The organism is Clostridium perfringens, assembly GCF_016027375.1.
Taxonomy (GTDB): Bacteria; Bacillota; Clostridia; order Clostridiales; family Clostridiaceae; genus Sarcina; species Sarcina perfringens.
The window spans coordinates 227,680-247,108 of sequence record NZ_CP065681.1; the positions used below are offsets into that span (position 1 = coordinate 227,680).

Consider the following 19,429-nt stretch of genomic DNA (forward strand, 5'->3'; position numbering starts at 1 on the left):
TAAAACTACTTGATTAATTCTTCATATAATTCCTTATATTTTTCTGCTGACTTATTCCAACTATTATCAGAATCCATAGCTTGTATAATTAATGATCTCCAAATCTCTTTATCATCATATGTTTCTAAAGCTAATTCAATAACATGCATTAAATCATTATGATTATAATTTGTGAAACTAAAGCCATTTCCTATTCCAGTATATTTATTATATGAATGAATTGTGTCCTTTAATCCACCTGTTTCTCTAACTATTGGAATAGCTCCATATCTTAATGCTATAAGTTGTCCTAGTCCACAAGGCTCAAATAATGATGGCATTAAGAAAATATCTGAAGATGCATATATTCTATGAGCTAATCCATTATCAAACTTTATATTTGCAGATACCTTAGTTGGATAAAGCTCTTGTAATCCCTTAAAATGATTTTCATAATTATAATCACCTGTTCCTAATATAACTAATTGCACATTTCTTTGAAGTAATCTATTTGCTATATTAACTATTAAGTCGCATCCCTTTTGATTTGTAAGCCTAGATACAATGCTTATCATAGGTATATCTGGATTTATAGGTAACCCTAATTCCTTTTGAAGAGCTAATTTATTTAACACTTTATCTTCTATAGTTTCCACTGAGAAATTTTTAGCTATTAAACTATCCTTACTAGGATTAAATTCATCATAATCTATACCATTTACTATTCCTTTTAGTGCATATCCTCTTTCTCTTAATAAGCCATCTAAATTTTCTCCAAAGTAAGGAGTTTGAATTTCCTTGGCATAAGTTTCACTTACAGTTAAAATCCTATCACTATAATTTATAGCTCCTTTCATAAAACTCATTCCACCATAAAATTCTAAACTTCCATTTCTCACTGGTTCATAATCATAACCAAAAAGTTCCGGTAAAATATCTGCTGAAAAATTACCTTGGAATAAAAGATTATGAATTGAAGTCACAGTCTTAATATACTTATAAAATGGATCTTTAGAATACTCTAATTTATGAAGTACTGGTATCATTCCTGTTTGCCAATCATTACAATGAATAATATCTGGACACCAATCAATCTCTTTTAAAGTTTCTAAAACTGCTCTATCAAAGAAAGCAAATCTCTCTCCATCATCACCTTCACCATATAAACCATTTCTGTGGAAATAAAACTCACTATCTAATAAATAATATATAACTTCATCATATTCACACTGATATACTCCACAATATTGATTTCTCCAACCAACAGGAACCATAAACCATTTTTTAAAACTAAGCTTATCTAAAAGTTCTCCTTTTATAGCACTATATTTAGGCAAAATTACTCTAGCATCTATTCCCTTTCTTTTAAGCTCCTTAGGTAATGCTCCCATTACATCACCTAGTCCCCCAGTTTTTATAAATGGATTTGCCTCTGATGTTGCAAATAAAACTTTTATCAATTTAAACCCCTCCAAATAAAATATCTTCCATTTTATCTTTTATTAAATATATTTATCTTCTTTTACTATCTTTTCTTCTGTTTTATTTTCTTCAATTATTCTTTCAAAAACAGAAACTGCCATTGGCGGAACCTTTATGGTTAAAGTATATGGCTGATTATGGCACCAACCTTTTCTTGAGAATAAATTTTCTTTAATAACTTGTCCAGAGCCACCATATTCTTTCTTATCTGTATTGAAAATTTCTCTATAAACTCCCTTTTCAGGAACTCCTATATTAAAATCATAATAAACCATTGGAGTAAAATTGCATACAAATATTTTATACTTTTCTATATTTTTACTTTTTCTTATAAAAATATATATGCTTTGTTCATTATTATCAGCATCAATCCATTGAAATCCCTCTTGATCATAATCTAATTCCCAAAGCTCAGAATTATTTTTATAAAAGTTATTTAAATCCTTAAAGAAATTATGAGTTTTTCTATGCATATCAAACTTATCAATTAACTTCCACTCAAGCTCTTCATATTCTCTCCATTCTATGAATTGCCCAAATTCACATCCCATAAACATAAGTTTTTTCCCTGGATGACCATACATATATGCCATATATGCTCTTAAATTAGCAAACTTATTCCAATAATCTCCCTGCATTTTATCTATAAGAGATTTTTTCCCATGAACAACTTCATCATGAGATATAGGTAATATAAACTTTTCTGAATGATTGTACATCATAGGGAAAGTTAATTTATTATGATGATACTTTCTATATATAGGATCTAACTCATTATATTCTAAAGTGTCATTCATCCAGCCCATATTCCATTTAAAATCAAATCCTAAGCCACCATATTCAGTATCATTAGTTACATTAGGCCAAGATGTTGATTCTTCTGCAATTGTAATTACCCCTTTGCTATAAGTTTTTATAGCCTCATTAAGCTCTTTTATAAATTGAATAGCTTCTAAATTTTCATTTCCTCCATATATATTAGGAAACCATTCTCCATGATTTCTTCCATAATTTAAGTAAAGCATATTAGAAACAGCATCAACCCTTAATCCATCTATATGAAATTCATTTATAAAGTAAAAAGCATTAGAAATTAAGAAGCTTTTTACTTCTGGCTTTCCCAAATCAAAATTAAAAGTTCCCCAACCCTTATTATCAGCTTTCCACTTTTCCTCATATTCATAAGTTGGTGTACCATCAAACATATATAATCCTTGTTCATCCTTGCAAAAATGACCTGGTACCCAATCTAAAATAACTCCTATATCCTCCTTATGAAGAGCATTTATTAGCCTTTTTAATCCTTTAATATCTCCATATCTACTTGTTATTGAATAATATCCTGTAACTTGATACCCCCAAGAGGCATCTAATGGATGCTCATTTAATGGCATAAATTCAACATGAGTATATCCCATTTCCTTAACATACTTAGGTAAAACCACACTTAACTCATCATAGGATAAAAACTCATCCTCATCTTTTCTTTTCCATGAGCCTAAGTGTAATTCATATATATTAATAGGACTTTCAAAATAATTAGTTTCTTCTCTTTTATTTAACCACTTTTTATCTGACCATCTTATTTTAGTTTTTTCGCATAAAATAGAAGCAGTATTAGGTCTAACCTCTGAATAAATTCCATAAGGATCAGCCTTTAATACTGCTTTTCCATCTTCCTGCTCAATATAATATTTATACTTAATTCCCTCTTTTAATCTAGGTATAAAAATGCTCCAAAGCCCTGTTTCATTTATTCTCTCAAGTTTATTTTCTTCTTTTGTCTCCCAGTTTGAAAAATCTCCAACTAAAAAAATATTCTTTGCCCTTGGAGCCCAAAGGGTAAATCTTACCCCTCGTTTTCTATTTTCACTAGTAAAATGAGCTCCCATAAAATTATAAGCATTATAATTTCGCCCTTCATGAAATAAATATAAATCATCTTCATTAAAAATTTTATTTTTTAATTGTGTTTTATATTTTTCTTTTCTCACCCCAACAGGTTTTATCTCTAATTTATCATCTTTTACCTCTACTAAAGTCATCACAAATCTCCTTGCCCTTCTTAAGATATAAATAAAAATATTATTTATACAAATTCAAATCTAATTATTTAATTAAATTATTCTAAAATAATCTTATAAAAAATAAACCCATTAATATATTAAATGTATTTTTTTACCAAAACAATATTTAAAAATTTCATATCATTAAATAAATTTTATATAATAAAAATAATATTTTTCCTGCCCAATCCCTCTCAAGCCTTATGATGGCATATTTGACTACTCTCACTTTAAAAGTTTCTTTGGGAATACTTTCTTTTTTATTAAACAAAAAAGCTATGAAAGAGTAATTTCTCTTTCATAGCTACTGAATATCAATTATTTGATTTAATTCTCATAATTTCTTCTTCTAAATTTTTTATAAGATTATCAATCTCTTTTGTATCTTTATTGGCTAAAATGAAATTTCTTTTTTTAAGTTTTAATTCAACTAATTCATCTTCTAAAGCTTCTACTTTTGCCATCTCAATACACTCCCCACGCAAATTTCTGTACCATAAATAATATAACCCCAATTTCAAAACTTATATTTATTATATAATAAATTAACTAATATTACATAACAAATTTGTTAAATATCAAAATTCAATTTATCGGAAGTGTTTTTTTATGCTCATATATCCATAAATCGGAACTCCTAGTAATATTAAAATAAATCCATACATTACTATTTCAGCTCCTGAAGCATATATTGCCCAAATTGCAAAAGCAAAACCTATTAAACATCTTATTATTAAACCTAAATGTTTTTTAAATGTAGGTTTTTTATCCTCTTTAACCATAAGTATTATTTCTGCAATAGTTGAAATCGCATATATTGGTAAGTAACTTAAAGTAGCTAATACAACTATAAAGCTATATGCCCCTGCTAAACCCTTAGTAAAGTTCATTAGGAATATAATATTTATAAATATACTACCTATTATTAAGGCTACATGTGGCGTATTATACTTAGGATGTACCTTAGCAAATACACTAGGGAAAATTCCATCCTCTCCAGCAGCATATCCTACTCTAGCAGTTGATAATAGCCATCCCATAGCTGTTCCTAAAATACTAATAGCTATAGCTATATTTAAGAAGTTTAAACTCTTTAAATTTAAAACTTTAACTATTATATCAGAAATAGGAGCAGTACTTGAAGCTAATTCACTTTGACTCATAGCTCCCATAGCTACGACACTTATTAATATATATAAAACAGTACTAATTAACATACCTAATATAGTACTTCTCTTAACATTTTTTTCAGGATCTTTTATTTCTCCTCCTGCTACAGATGCAGTTTCTAAGCCCATAAATGCCCATAAAGTTAAAGATGCTGCTACAGGAATAGTTGAAACACCCTTTCCTTCTGGAAACATTGGTGTTAGGTTTGACGGATCAAAGTAAATTAATCCAACAACTATGAAGAATATAAATAATAAAACTTTAAAAACAGTTATTACTGAAGCTACTCTACCTGCTAACTTTGTTCCTCTTATATTTATATATGTACAAATCCATAAGATAGACGAACAGAATAAGAAACCTATTATTGGTGAATTAGTTAAACTTGTTATAACTTCACCTAAATAAGTAGTAATAACTATAAAAATAGTAGCATTTCCAATCCAAGATCCATTCCAATAAAGCCATGCAGTCATGAATCCCATAAAGTTTCCGTAAGCTAGTCTAGAGTATTCATAAGTTCCTCCTGTCTTTGGAATCTTTGAACCTAAGTTAGCAAACGTTAATGCCAAAACCAAAGAACCTAATCCCGTTAATAACCATGCCATTATAGTTGAACCAGGACCAGATACACTAGCTAAACTGGCTGGAAGCATAAATATCCCAGATCCCATCATGTTACCAACTACTAAAGCTGTAGCAGTAAACAATCCTATTTCCTTTTTTAATTTAGGTTTTCCCATTTTTAATCCTCCTAAAAGCGAATAAATCCAAAACATTAATTTTCACTATATAAAAATTAGTTTGTACTATTTCAATAATTTTATATAGTATATATAACCCCAATTAAAATTTTTAAATCCCTTACTTTGCTCATTGTAATATAAGTTCTATGTAAATTAACATAAATAGAACTTTAATTATTTAAAGAAACTCTAATAAAAATAACTATATAACTTTAAATCGCTAAAGTTTAAAAATTATTTTAATAAGTATAATTTAAAGTATATATAAATAAAATGCTACTTATAGAATATTATCTTATTACTTTATTTTGAACTTATTACTAGCCCTTAGATTCTCTTAATATAAAACTTATAACAATAATCAAAATTTAACTTTCATAAATAATTATAAATAAAAACATGATTATTTTCTATAAAATATAAGTATTTATGCATTATTTTTTGTAAAAATACTTTAAACTCAGTTTACATATATTTACTTAATTATTGTTCAAATATATGCTTAATTGTATTAAGCTTTTTATTTTTTCCATATATTATGATCTTTTTAACCTCTATAATATTATAATGAATATGAAAAATTAGAGTCATCTTTTAAAAATGACTCTAAAATTACAACAATATCTTAAGGTTTTGCTAAATAAGCACTATGAAATTTAATTATAAATAGTAATTGTATTGATCCTAAATATACTATTATCAATATCTTAGATAGAAATATACTCTTATTTACAAAATAAAAAAGCTATGAACTTTGTTCATAGCTTTAATGGTGGAGGTAAGGAGATTCGAACTCCTGACCCCCTGCGTGCAAGGCAGGTGCTCTCCCAACTGAGCTATACCCCCAAAAATGGTGGACCTTCAGGGACTCGAACCCCGGACCTACCGGTTATGAGCCGGTTGCTCTAACCAACTGAGCTAAAGATCCATATTACCTGGCAACCACCTACTCTCCCACACAGTCTCCCGTGCAGTACCATCGGCCTCAATAGGCTTAACCTTCGTGTTCGGAATGGAAAACGGGTGTTACCCTAAAGAGCATCATCACCAGATGACATGTATATGTTATCAAATCTCTAATAATTTGTCAACATATTTTTGAAAGTTTTTGTTCTTTCAAAATTGCACATATTTAATTTACTATATTTGGTCAAGCCCTCGATCTATTAGTATCGGTCAGCTGAACATGTTACCATGCTTACACCCCCGACCTATCAACCTTGTGTTCTTCAAGGGATCTTACTAGCTTACGCTATGGGAAATCTCATCTTGAGGTTGGCTTCACGCTTAGATGCTTTCAGCGTTTATCCATTCCCGACTTAGCTACCCAGCTGTGCTCCTGGCGGAACAACTGGTACACCAGAGGTCAGTCCATCCCGGTCCTCTCGTACTAAGGACAGCTCCTCTCAAATTTCCTACGCCCGCGACGGATAGGGACCGAACTGTCTCACGACGTTCTGAACCCAGCTCGCGTGCCGCTTTAATGGGCGAACAGCCCAACCCTTGGGACCTACTTCAGCCCCAGGATGCGACGAGCCGACATCGAGGTGCCAAACCTCCCCGTCGATGTGGACTCTTGGGGGAGATCAGCCTGTTATCCCCGAGGTAGCTTTTATCCGTTGAGCGATGGCCCTCCCACGAGGTACCACCGGATCACTAAGCCCGACTTTCGTCCCTGCTCCACTTGTGGGTGTCGCAGTCAGGCTCCCTTCTGCCTTTGCACTCTTCGAACGATTTCCGACCGTTCTGAGGGAACCTTTGGGCGCCTCCGTTACTTTTTAGGAGGCGACCGCCCCAGTCAAACTGCCCACCTAACAATGTCCTGTGACCAGATTCATGGCCGCCAGTTAGAATTTCAGTACTGTCAGGGTGGTATCCCAAGGTTGACTCCACCAAGGCTGACGCCCTGGTTTCCTAGTCTCCCACCTATCCTGTACAGACAATACCAAAACTCAATGCTAAGCTACAGTAAAGCTCTACGGGGTCTTTCCGTCCAATCGCGGGTAGCGAGCATCTTCACTCGCACTACAACTTCGCCGGATTTACAGTTGAGACAGTGCCCAAGTCATTACGCCATTCGTGCGGGTCAGAACTTACCTGACAAGGAATTTCGCTACCTTAGGACCGTTATAGTTACGGCCGCCGTTTACTGGGGCTTAAGTTCACACCTTCGCTTGCGCTAAGTGTTCCCCTTAACCTTCCAGCACCGGGCAGGCGTCAGCCCCTATACATCAGCTTACGCTTTAGCAGAGACCTGTGTTTTTGCTAAACAGTTGCTTGGGCCTATTCTCTGCGGCCTACTCTCGTAGGCACCCCTTCTCGCGAACTTACGGGGTCAATTTGCCGAGTTCCTTAACTGTAATTCTTCCGCCGGCCTTAGGATTCTCTCCTCACCTACCTGTGTCGGTTTGCGGTACGGGCACTACTTCTCTCTCTAGACGCTTTTCTTGGCAGCGTGGAATCATGTACTTCGGTTCCGTGGAACCTTCCCCATCACGCCTCAGCATTATGAGAGCGGATTTGCCTACTCTCACTACCTAAACGCTTAGACTAGCATCCAATAGCTAGCACACACTATCCTCCTGCGTCACGCCATCGATAATAACGATGGTAGTGGTACTGGAATATCAACCAGTTGTCCATCACCTACGCCTTTCGGCCTCGGCTTAGGTCCCGACTAACCCTCAGCGGACGAACCTTCCTGAGGAAACCTTAGGTTTTCGGCCTGTGGGATTCTCACCCACATCTCGCTACTGATGCCAACATTCTCACTCGTAACCAGTCCACCGCTCCTTACGGTACGACTTCAGCCCGGTTACGACGCTCTCCTACCGCTTGAACATAAGTTCAAGCCCGTAGCTTCGGTGGTAAGTTTAGCCCCGTTACATTTTCGGCGCAAGATCTCTCGACTAGTGAGCTATTACGCACTCTTTTAATGAATGGCTGCTTCTAAGCCAACATCCTAGTTGTCTTAGAAATCTCACATCCTTTCCCACTTAACTTACACTTTGGGACCTTAGCTGACGATCTGGGCTGTTTCCCTTTTGACCACGGATCTTATCATTCGTAGTCTGACTGCCGAGCTCAAAGTATGTGGCATTCGGAGTTTGATAAGGTTCGGTAAGCGCTATGCCCCCTAGCCCATTCAGTGCTCTACCTCCACTACTCATACTCGACGCTAGCCCTAAAGCTATTTCGGAGAGAACCAGCTATCTCCGGGTTCGATTGGAATTTCTCCGCTATCCACAGCTCATCCCATGCTTTTTCAACAGCAACGTGGTTCGGTCCTCCACGAGGTTTTACCCTCGCTTCAACCTGGCCATGGATAGGTCACCCGGTTTCGGGTCTACGGCATGCAACTAGTCGCCCTATTCAGACTCGGTTTCCCTTCGGCTCCGTACCTTAAGTACTTAACCTTGCTACATACCGTAACTCGTTGGCTCGTTCTACAAAAAGCACCTCATCACCCTCATAAGGGGCTCTGAGCGGTTGTAGGCACACGGTTTCAGGTTCTATTTCACTCCCCTCCCGGGGTTCTTTTCACCTTTCCCTCACGGTACTGCTTCACTATCGGTCATCAGGTAGTATTTAGCCTTGGGAGGTGGTCCTCCCTGCTTCCCACAAGGTTTCACGTGTCTCGTGGTACTCTGGATCATAACTCGTGGTCTTCTCGTTTCACTTACAGGACTATTACCTTCTACGGTGGAACTTTCCAGTTCTCTTCAGTTACAATAGCCTCCACTTTTATGTTATGTCCACAACCCCGGAAACAAGTTTCCGGTTTGGGCTCTTTCCCTTTCGCTCGCCGCTACTAAGAAAATCGATTTTTCTTTCTCTTCCTCCAGGTACTTAGATGTTTCAGTTCCCTGGGTTACCTTCATTAAGCTATGTATTCACTTAATGATACATGGGGTTTCCCATGTGAGTTTCCTCATTCGGAGATCTTCGGATCTCAGGCTATGTGCGCCTACCCGAAGCTTATCGCAGCTTATCACGTCCTTCATCGGCTCCTGATGCCAAGGCATTCACCATGCGCCCTTTGTAGCTTGACCTATATTAGTTATAGTTCTCATTTTACAAAGAATAGAAATTGGTTTTGCCAATTTGGCTTGTTGTTTCTATAAATTAAATTATGTGCAATTTTCAAAGAACAATTTTGAGAGATAGTCTCTCAAAATTAAACAGAGATATTATCCAGAATTCATTATCATCTTAGTTGTCCTAAGATGTATTCCTTAGAAAGGAGGTGATCCAGCCGCAGGTTCTCCTACGGCTACCTTGTTACGACTTCACCCCAATCGCTGACCCTACCTTCGGCCGCTGCCTCCTTGCGGTTAGCTCACGGACTTCGGGTATTGCCAACTCTCATGGTGTGACGGGCGGTGTGTACAAGACCCGGGAACGTATTCACCGCGACATTCTGATTCGCGATTACTAGTAACTCCAGCTTCATGTAGGCGAGTTTCAGCCTACAATCCGAACTGAGACTGGTTTTTAAGTTTGGCTCCACCTCGCGGTATTGCATCTCTCTGTACCAGCCATTGTAGCACGTGTGTAGCCCTACACATAAGGGGCATGATGATTTGACGTCATCCCCACCTTCCTCCTGGTTAACCCAGGCAGTCTCGCTAGAGTCCTCAACTTAATGGTAGTAACTAACGACAAGGGTTGCGCTCGTTGCGGGACTTAACCCAACATCTCACGACACGAGCTGACGACAACCATGCACCACCTGTCACCTTGTCCCCGAAGGGATTTCCTCGATTAAGAGTAATGCAAGGGATGTCAAGTGTAGGTAAGGTTCTTCGCGTTGCTTCGAATTAAACCACATGCTCCGCTACTTGTGCGGGTCCCCGTCAATTCCTTTGAGTTTTAATCTTGCGACCGTACTCCCCAGGCGGAATACTTAATGCGTTAGCGGCGGCACGGAGGTGTTGAAACCCCCACACCTAGTATTCATCGTTTACGGCGTGGACTACCAGGGTATCTAATCCTGTTTGCTCCCCACGCTTTCGAGCCTCAGCGTCAGTTACAGTCCAGAGAGTCGCCTTCGCCACTGGTGTTCTTCCTAATCTCTACGCATTTCACCGCTACACTAGGAATTCCACTCTCCTCTCCTGCACTCTAGATAACCAGTTTGGAATGCAGCACCCAAGTTGAGCCCGGGTATTTCACATCCCACTTAATCATCCGCCTACGCTCCCTTTACGCCCAGTAAATCCGGATAACGCTCGCCACCTACGTATTACCGCGGCTGCTGGCACGTAGTTAGCCGTGGCTTCCTCCTTGGGTACCGTCATTATCTTCCCCAAAGACAGAGCTTTACGATCCGAAAACCTTCATCACTCACGCGGCGTTGCTGCATCAGGGTTTCCCCCATTGTGCAATATTCCCCACTGCTGCCTCCCGTAGGAGTCTGGGCCGTGTCTCAGTCCCAATGTGGCCGATCACCCTCTCAGGTCGGCTACGCATCGTCGCCTTGGTAGGCCGTTACCCCACCAACTAGCTAATGCGCCGCGGGTCCATCTCATAGCGGATTGCTCCTTTGGTTGAATGATGATGCCATCTTTCAACATTATGCGGTATTAATCTTCCTTTCGGAAGGCTATTCCACTCTATGAGGCAGGTTACCCACGTGTTACTCACCCGTCCGCCGCTAATCCGTTTCCCGAAGGAAACTTCATCGCTCGACTTGCATGTGTTAAGCACGCCGCCAGCGTTCATCCTGAGCCAGGATCAAACTCTCAATTTAAAAGTTTAATCTATACTCATATTACTTATAAAAGAATTGCTGGTTTATGTTAATATCTTCTGTTTAATTTTCAAAGACCATTTCGTTGTCGCTCTCAAGCGACTTCCTTAGTTTATCATCACTTCGAAACTTTGTCAACAACTTTTTTTCAAAACTTTTAATTTATTTTGTTAAGTTGTTTGTGTGTCTCTCAGCGACGAGATTTATCTTACCATGATATTAATTCTATTCACTATTTATTAACATTAAAAATTCTAAATTATAATTATAATTCTTTTATTTTCATCTATTTTCTTATTAATTCTTATATTGATACACCTGGATTAGTATATTTAGTTCTTATTTACATTCTAATATAATATATTCAAAATAATTCCAAAACATAATGCAAACTAATATACTAATAAATTTAAAAATACTATTTTTTATTTATGTAACATTAATTTAATCACTTATTTAAAATAATAAAAATATAAGCTACTAAGTAAAAAATACTAGTAGCTTTATATTTATCCATATTAAATTTTGTGTTTTAAAATAATTATGTTTATAAAAAATTATTTCATACCTAACTTTTCCATTATTATTAAAGCAGTATCTTCTATAGCTCTTTGAGTTACATCTATGGTTCTGCATCCTATTTTTCTAAGTATCTTATCTGCAAATTCAAACTCCTCTAATATTCTTGAATCAGAAGCATACTCTATATCTGCTGATATTCTATGAAACTTATCTAATCTTCTTTTTCTTATTTCTATAAGTTGAAGTGGATTTATTGTAAGTCCAAATATTTTCTTTTTATCAATTTCATATAATTCTTCTGGTACACCTACCTCTGGAACTAGTGGAATATTTATTGCCTTTATTCCCTTGTTAGCAAGATACATACATAGTGGAGTTTTAGATGTTCTAGATAATCCAACAAGAACTACATCAGCATTTTTTAATCCTCTATAGTCTTTGCTATCATCATACTGCATAGCAAATTCCATAGCTTCTATCCTCTTATAATAAGTTTCATCAGTATTCCACATAGCACCTGGATTATAATCTGGATATTTATTTAATATTGTTGAAGCTACATTTATTATTGGACCTAATACATTTATTATATTTATATTTTTCTCAATACATTTTTGTGTTAGATACTCTCTAACATTAACAGTTATTATGGTAGATACAATCATACATGCTTCACAATCCTCAATGGTTTTCATTAAATCCTCTACATCTTCTAAGCTTTTAACATAAGGAATTCTTTTAACTTCAGCATTATCCTTAAATTGACTAGCAGCAGCCATAGCCACCTGCTGTGCTGTTTCTCCTATGGAATCTGAAACTGCAAAAATTGTTAACATAAAAATTACTCCTCTCTTTTCCTCTAAAAACAACTATATTATTATTGTTGTTTTTTTAATGTAATTTACTCTCTTTTCCCTTTTAGTTTTTATATTTTATAGCTACTAGAGCTTTTAAACCATAGATTCAAATTAATTCTCATAGTTACTATTTATATAAATAAACTATTTAACCTTTAAAATACTATTATTTTTTAGCAACTATTATAAGATGTTCTGTTGAGTCTCTAAATCTTTCATCTTCACATTTTTCAGTTGCAACCTTTAATAAATTAAAGTATATTTCCTTGTCTTCTAAATAATATTTAGTCATATAAAAAGCTTGTCCACTTAAAAAGCTTTCAGCCCCTGCTCTACTTAATATATTAAAACCTACCTCATTAACCTCAGAAATAGCCTTTTCTGGAACAGTAAAATATGTTTCAGTAAAAGATTCTTCCTGACTAAATCCTTTTTCATCAAATAAGTCATATATCTTATTTATATCTTTATACTCTTGTGGGAAGTCTGAAAGACCTACCTTTAATACCCCTAAAGAATTTATATAAGCTATTAATATAATCCCACCTGGTTTTAATATTCTCATACAATTTTCTAATATTCTAATTCTATCTTCTCTTGACTTAACATGATACATAGGACCCATAAGAAGTATTCCATCAAAGGTATTATCTTTTATAAAGTCTAAATATAAAGCATCTCCACAAATATAATCCTTTGCTTTTAATCCCATACTTTCTATATTATTTTTTGCCATATCTATAGATTTTTCTGACAAATCCATTAAACTAACTTCATATCCTCTTTTTAATAGCTCTATTGAATATCTTCCTGGTCCTGAGCCTATATCTAATATTTTTCCTTCCTGAGGAAAATACTCTTTTATCATGTACATAGTACTAAATAATTCTAATCTATTATATGGATCATTTAATCTAAGCCATTCATTCTTACTATTTTTATTATAGTACTCTCTTATAATATCTGTCATAAAACACCTCGTTATTTATTATGTGTGATAATTTATATATTCTTTTAAAATTCTATATATCCTCTTTAATTGTAATAATTAACTATGTTAAAATTGATTTAGTTTAATTAATGACACTATTATAGACTAAAGTTATAGATATCTCTTTAATATTTATAAAAGTTATTGTTATTTTAATTAAATATTCTAATGGTATATCTTATAGGGAGGTAATAATGAATAAAAAGAAATGGGTAACTATAGGGATACTGCCTATAATGTGGTTGATTTATTTCTTATTTGAGTTTTTAACTGGAAGAATTGAAAAGAATTCTGAAACTCTTATGATGTTGTTTTTAATAATTCCTTTTGCATTAGTAGGATATCTCGTATATGTTTTAGTAAATAAATATAAAGATGGATTTAGCAAAAAAACATTGCTATGGATATTCATGATTCTAATGATTTTAGATCAAGGAATAAAATTTATTATACATAAATGGTTTTTCAATGATCATTTTAATATTATAGGTAATTTTTTAACCTTCCAACCAATTATAAATACAGATGGCTCTTGGCTAAATGTTCGTTTTGGAACTGGATTAGACTTTGGATTCCTTATAATATTAAATTTAATAGCATTAATAATATTCTTTGAATGTTATAGATATTATGTCCATAATGGCCATAAAGATTTTAATGCAGATATGTGTATAGTGTTTATAATGGCTGGTGCTTTATGCTCTTTAATAGATAAAGTGTTTTATGGTGGAAGCTTAGACTTCATAGGTATAAGCAATTTATTTATAGCTGATTTTAAAGATATATATATAAATTTAGCTATTTTATTTTTCATCCTATGTATATACTTCAATGATTACTGGAAAGATGATAGCACTAGTACCTTAAAAGATGATCTTGCTTCAGTAAAAAGATTCTTTATTTTTGCTAAAAATGATTTACTAGTAAATATATTAAAACTTAAGAAATAGTATATTTGTAAGATATCACAAATTTAATCTAATTATCCATTTATAATGGACAAAGCCTCTTATTGTGATATATTAAAGGTGTAGAGAATTTAATATATTAATTGAGAGGAGAGTAGCTATGCTAGTAAGATGTATAGATAATTCATTATGCTCAAGCCTAACTTTTGGTAAAGAGTATGTTGTAATTGAAGAAGGCGATAAATACTATGTTGTAGTTGATGATAGAAACAAGGAAATTACAACTAAAAAGCAAAGATTTGAAGTTATCGAAGATAGTGATTTAGCTAAAAAAGCCAAAGCTACTATAAATGAACTTAACTTCCAAATTAACAATGAATTTAAAGATATCAAAGATTTTAAGGTTAGAACTAACTCTAAAGGAGAAATCAAAGAAGTTATCATTAAATTTAAATACGAATAAGCTATTTACAATTCACACTTTAAATATAAAAGAGATATTATGTTTTAAACATAATATCTCTTTTTTAATATGTATTAAGATTTCTTCTTACCTTTAATAACAGGATTGTTAGTTGTCTTGGCAGGTACTTCTGGTTTAACAACACCATTAAAGAATTGAACCCATTTATCTTCATTCTCAAGAACAACATTATTTTCTATATCTAAGGTTTTAAAATTCTTAATCCAGTCAGGAGAATATTTTATTGCTACAGGTAATGTAGGCATTATATTAAATTTCTGAGCTAGTTCTAATTGAATCTTTGGCCCAGCTACAAACTCCATAAATAGTTCTGAAGCATTTGGATTAGGAGCTGATTTTAATATACCTGCACATTCAGTTATAACGGGTACACCCTCTTCAAAATCAATTCTTGTTATATTGGCATTATCTTTGATTTTTTTATTTAAAACATCTAAAGGTAAAATTCCTATTGGAGTTTCTTTATTGTCTAAAGCTGTAAATAATTCTTCGTAATTATTAAAAAATGTAGCCACATTTAACTTTACACCTTGTAAGAAAGTACTTCCTATATTATCATCATTATTTGCTTCTTTACTTAAATAAGAAGCTGTAGCAGATATAAAATACTTTGTATAATCATTATTAGAATTTACCATTAATAATTTATTAGCTAAATTCCCATTTTTTAAATCAGCTAAACTCTTTGGTACAAGATTTGCTGCTAAGTTAGCTTTATTATAAGCAACTACCATAGGGTTTCTAAATATTGAATACCAATATCCATCTTTATCTCTATAATTATCATCTACATCACTATACCAACTTGTTTTATATCCTTTAAGAATATTATCTGAAGCCATTTTTTTATATAATTCATTATCTCCACCTAAGATAATATCAGTATTTGTATTTTTAAAATCATCTTCTTTTATTTCATCTTTCACTTCATATTTAACTGATATTCCAGTTTCTTTTTTAAATTCTTCAGCTATATAACTATTAACTTCATCAGGATATTTACTTGTTACTACTACTGTACCCTCTAAAGTATTTTCTTTTGATCCACCACAAGATACCATTGAAAATGAAAATACTAAAAGCAAACCTAATGATAATATTTTCTTTATTCCTTTCATTACTCTCCTCCCAAATACTATAAAAATATAATTAAAACTCTTTTTTACATTCTTAACTAACTTAAGTATAAATTATTTTACCACTAATTTATATAATATATTTTTATATACAAAAAAAACCTCTCTTATTAGAGAGGTTTTTGGTGATCTGCCAGGGAATCGAACCCTGGACACCGTGATTAAAAGTCACGTGCTCTACCGACTGAGCTAGCAAATCATAAGACCTGGCGACCACCTACTCTCCCACACAGTCTCCCGTGCAGTACCATCGGCTTCTAAAGGCTTAACCGTCGTGTTCGGAATGGGAACGGGTGTTACCCTAAAGAACATCATCACCAGATGTTTGAAAAAACTTTGTTCTTTCAAAATTGCACATATTTAATTTACTATATTTGGTCAAGCCCTCGATCTATTAGTATCGGTCAGCTGAACATGTTACCATGCTTACACCCCCGACCTATCAACCTTGTGTTCTTCAAGGGATCTTACTAGCTTACGCTATGGGAAATCTCATCTTGAGGTTGGCTTCACGCTTAGATGCTTTCAGCGTTTATCCATTCCCGACTTAGCTACCCAGCTGTGCTCCTGGCGGAACAACTGGTACACCAGAGGTCAGTCCATCCCGGTCCTCTCGTACTAAGGACAGCTCCTCTCAAATTTCCTACGCCCGCGACGGATAGGGACCGAACTGTCTCACGACGTTCTGAACCCAGCTCGCGTGCCGCTTTAATGGGCGAACAGCCCAACCCTTGGGACCTACTTCAGCCCCAGGATGCGACGAGCCGACATCGAGGTGCCAAACCTCCCCGTCGATGTGGACTCTTGGGGGAGATCAGCCTGTTATCCCCGAGGTAGCTTTTATCCGTTGAGCGATGGCCCTCCCACGAGGTACCACCGGATCACTAAGCCCGACTTTCGTCCCTGCTCCACTTGTGGGTGTCGCAGTCAGGCTCCCTTCTGCCTTTGCACTCTTCGAACGATTTCCGACCGTTCTGAGGGAACCTTTGGGCGCCTCCGTTACTTTTTAGGAGGCGACCGCCCCAGTCAAACTGCCCACCTAACAATGTCCTGTGACCAGATTCATGGCCGCCAGTTAGAATTTCAGTACTGTCAGGGTGGTATCCCAAGGTTGACTCCACCAAGGCTGACGCCCTGGTTTCCTAGTCTCCCACCTATCCTGTACAGACAATACCAAAACTCAATGCTAAGCTACAGTAAAGCTCTACGGGGTCTTTCCGTCCAATCGCGGGTAGCGAGCATCTTCACTCGCACTACAACTTCGCCGGATTTACAGTTGAGACAGTGCCCAAGTCATTACGCCATTCGTGCGGGTCAGAACTTACCTGACAAGGAATTTCGCTACCTTAGGACCGTTATAGTTACGGCCGCCGTTTACTGGGGCTTAAGTTCACACCTTCGCTTGCGCTAAGTGTTCCCCTTAACCTTCCAGCACCGGGCAGGCGTCAGCCCCTATACATCAGCTTACGCTTTAGCAGAGACCTGTGTTTTTGCTAAACAGTTGCTTGGGCCTATTCTCTGCGGCCTACTCTCGTAGGCACCCCTTCTCGCGAACTTACGGGGTCAATTTGCCGAGTTCCTTAACTGTAATTCTTCCGCCGGCCTTAGGATTCTCTCCTCACCTACCTGTGTCGGTTTGCGGTACGGGCACTACTTCTCTCTCTAGACGCTTTTCTTGGCAGCGTGGAATCATGTACTTCGGTTCCGTAGAACCTTCCCCATCACGCCTCAGCATTATGAGAGCGGATTTGCCTACTCTCACTGCCTAAACGCTTAGACTAGCATCCAATAGCTAGCACACACTATCCTCCTGCGTCACGCCATCGATAATAACGATGGTAGTGGTACTGGAATATCAACCAGTTGTCCATCACCTACGCCTTTCGGCCTCGGCTTAGGTCCCGACTAACCCTCAGCGGACGAACCTTCCTGAGGAAACCTTAGGTTTTCGGCCTGTGGGATTCTCACCCACATCTCGCTACTGATGCCAACATTCTCACTCGTAACCAGTCCACCGCTCCTTACGGTACGACTTCAGCCCGGTTACGACGCTCTCCTACCGCTTGAACTAAGTTCAAGCCCGTAGCTTCGGTGGTAAGTTTAGCCCCGTTACATTTTCGGCGCAAGATCTCTCGACTAGTGAGCTATTACGCACTCTTTTAATGAATGGCTGCTTCTAAGCCAACATCCTAGTTGTCTTAGAAATCTCACATCCTTTCCCACTTAACTTACACTTTGGGACCTTAGCTGACGATCTGGGCTGTTTCCCTTTTGACCACGGATCTTATCATTCGTAGTCTGACTGCCGAGCTCAAAGTATGTGGCATTCGGAGTTTGATAAGGTTCGGTAAGCGCTATGCCCCCTAGCCCATTCAGTGCTCTACCTCCACTACTCATACTCGACGCTAGCCCTAAAGCTATTTCGGAGAGAACCAGCTATCTCCGGGTTCGATTGGAATTTCTCCGCTATCCACAGCTCATCCCATGCTTTTTCAACAGCAACGTGGTTCGGTCCTCCACGAGGTTTTACCCTCGCTTCAACCTGGCCATGGATAGGTCACCCGGTTTCGGGTCTACGGCATGCAACTAGTCGCCCTATTCAGACTCGGTTTCCCTTCGGCTCCGTACCTTAAGTACTTAACCTTGCTACATACCGTAACTCGTTGGCTCGTTCTACAAAAAGCACCTCATCACCCTCATAAGGGGCTCTGAGCGGTTGTAGGCACACGGTTTCAGGTTCTATTTCACTCCCCTCCCGGGGTTCTTTTCACCTTTCCCTCACGGTACTGCTTCACTATCGGTCATCAGGTAGTATTTAGCCTTGGGAGGTGGTCCTCCCTGCTTCCCACAAGGTTTCACGTGTCTCGTGGTACTCTGGATCATAACTCGTGGTCTTCTCGTTTCACTTACAGGACTATTACCTTCTACGGTGGAACTTTCCAGTTCTCTTCAGTTACAATAGCCTCCACTTTCATGCTATGTCCACAACCCCGGAAACAAGTTTCCGGTTTGGGCTCTTTCCCTTTCGCTCGCCGCTACTAAGAAAATCGATTTTTCTTTCTCTTCCTCCAGGTACTTAGATGTTTCAGTTCCCTGGGTTACCTTCATTAAGCTATGTATTCACTTAATGATACATGGGGTTTCCCATGTGAGTTTCCTCATTCGGAGATCTTCGGATCTCAGGCTATGTGCGCCTACCCGAAGCTTATCGCAGCTTATCACGTCCTTCATCGGCTCCTGATGCCAAGGCATTCACCATGCGCCCTTTGTAGCTTGACCTATATTAGTTATAGTTCTCATTTTACAAAGAATAGAAATTGGTTTTGCCAATTTGGC

9 protein-coding genes, 3 tRNA genes and 5 rRNA genes are annotated in these 19,429 nt (G+C 36.5%); 2 read left to right on the forward strand and 15 right to left on the reverse strand.

Annotated features, from left to right (window positions below; translation table 11 throughout):
- Positions 1-5 precede the first annotated feature (5 nt).
- The 11 genes from glgA to I6G60_RS01245 all read right to left on the reverse strand — a co-directional run bounded on the left by glgA (position 6) and on the right by I6G60_RS01245 (position 13,544).
- Complete coding sequence (glgA, locus tag I6G60_RS01195) at positions 6-1,436, reverse strand: glycogen synthase GlgA (protein ID WP_197925703.1); 1,431 nt, start codon at positions 1,434-1,436, stop codon at positions 6-8.
- A 45-nt stretch (positions 1,437-1,481) separates the two neighbouring features.
- Complete coding sequence (gene glgB, locus I6G60_RS01200) at positions 1,482-3,506, reverse strand: 1,4-alpha-glucan branching protein GlgB (RefSeq protein ID WP_197925550.1); 2,025 nt, start codon at positions 3,504-3,506, stop codon at positions 1,482-1,484.
- Between the two features lie 335 nt (positions 3,507-3,841).
- Entirely contained in the window at positions 3,842-3,991 is a 150-nt protein-coding gene (locus tag I6G60_RS01205) for a hypothetical protein (protein ID WP_003475955.1), read from the reverse strand.
- A gap of 126 nt (positions 3,992-4,117) precedes the next feature.
- Positions 4,118-5,440, reverse strand: coding sequence for an APC family permease (locus I6G60_RS01210; RefSeq protein ID WP_003460236.1), 1,323 nt, complete (start codon positions 5,438-5,440; stop codon positions 4,118-4,120).
- A 773-nt stretch (positions 5,441-6,213) separates the two neighbouring features.
- A tRNA-Ala gene (locus tag I6G60_RS01215) sits at positions 6,214-6,289 on the reverse strand.
- A 5-nt stretch (positions 6,290-6,294) separates the two neighbouring features.
- Positions 6,295-6,371, reverse strand: a tRNA-Ile gene (locus I6G60_RS01220).
- Positions 6,372-6,376: 5 nt separating this feature from the next.
- A 5S ribosomal RNA gene (gene rrf, locus I6G60_RS01225) occupies positions 6,377-6,495 on the reverse strand.
- 94 nt (positions 6,496-6,589) lie between these two features.
- Positions 6,590-9,495 (reverse strand): 23S ribosomal RNA (locus I6G60_RS01230).
- Positions 9,496-9,682: 187 nt separating this feature from the next.
- Positions 9,683-11,195, reverse strand: a 16S ribosomal RNA gene (locus I6G60_RS01235).
- Together the 16S, 23S and 5S rRNA genes with 2 tRNA genes alongside form the textbook arrangement of a ribosomal RNA operon.
- Positions 11,196-11,752: 557 nt before the next feature.
- Positions 11,753-12,553: a pyruvate, water dikinase regulatory protein gene (locus I6G60_RS01240; protein WP_003482191.1), complete on the reverse strand. Its 801-nt coding sequence runs from the start codon at positions 12,551-12,553 to the stop codon at positions 11,753-11,755.
- 187 nt (positions 12,554-12,740) lie between these two features.
- Complete coding sequence (locus tag I6G60_RS01245; RefSeq protein WP_004456377.1) at positions 12,741-13,544, reverse strand: class I SAM-dependent methyltransferase; 804 nt, start codon at positions 13,542-13,544, stop codon at positions 12,741-12,743.
- Between the two features lie 215 nt (positions 13,545-13,759).
- Between I6G60_RS01245 and I6G60_RS01250 the strand changes: the two genes are divergently transcribed.
- Together I6G60_RS01250 and I6G60_RS01255 are read left to right on the forward strand one after the other, a co-directional pair.
- Positions 13,760-14,515, forward strand: coding sequence for a signal peptidase II (locus I6G60_RS01250; protein ID WP_111917154.1), 756 nt, complete (start codon positions 13,760-13,762; stop codon positions 14,513-14,515).
- A 118-nt stretch (positions 14,516-14,633) separates the two neighbouring features.
- The gene (locus I6G60_RS01255) at positions 14,634-14,936 is read left to right on the forward strand and encodes a hypothetical protein (RefSeq protein ID WP_003448492.1); all 303 of its coding nucleotides are present in this window, start codon (positions 14,634-14,636) and stop codon (positions 14,934-14,936) included.
- Between the two features lie 74 nt (positions 14,937-15,010).
- On the opposite strand, the gene I6G60_RS01260 is transcribed toward I6G60_RS01255, so the two are convergent.
- The 4 genes from I6G60_RS01260 to I6G60_RS01275 form a co-directional block, all read right to left on the reverse strand.
- Positions 15,011-16,075 (reverse strand): ABC transporter substrate-binding protein, encoded by a 1,065-nt coding sequence (locus I6G60_RS01260; RefSeq protein ID WP_197925552.1) that lies wholly within the window; start codon positions 16,073-16,075, stop codon positions 15,011-15,013.
- A 141-nt stretch (positions 16,076-16,216) separates the two neighbouring features.
- A tRNA-Lys gene (locus I6G60_RS01265) sits at positions 16,217-16,292 on the reverse strand.
- A 5-nt stretch (positions 16,293-16,297) separates the two neighbouring features.
- Positions 16,298-16,415: ribosomal RNA gene (rrf, locus tag I6G60_RS01270) — 5S ribosomal RNA — on the reverse strand.
- A gap of 52 nt (positions 16,416-16,467) precedes the next feature.
- Positions 16,468-19,372: ribosomal RNA gene (locus I6G60_RS01275) — 23S ribosomal RNA — on the reverse strand.
- Between the last annotated feature and the right edge of the window lie 57 nt (positions 19,373-19,429).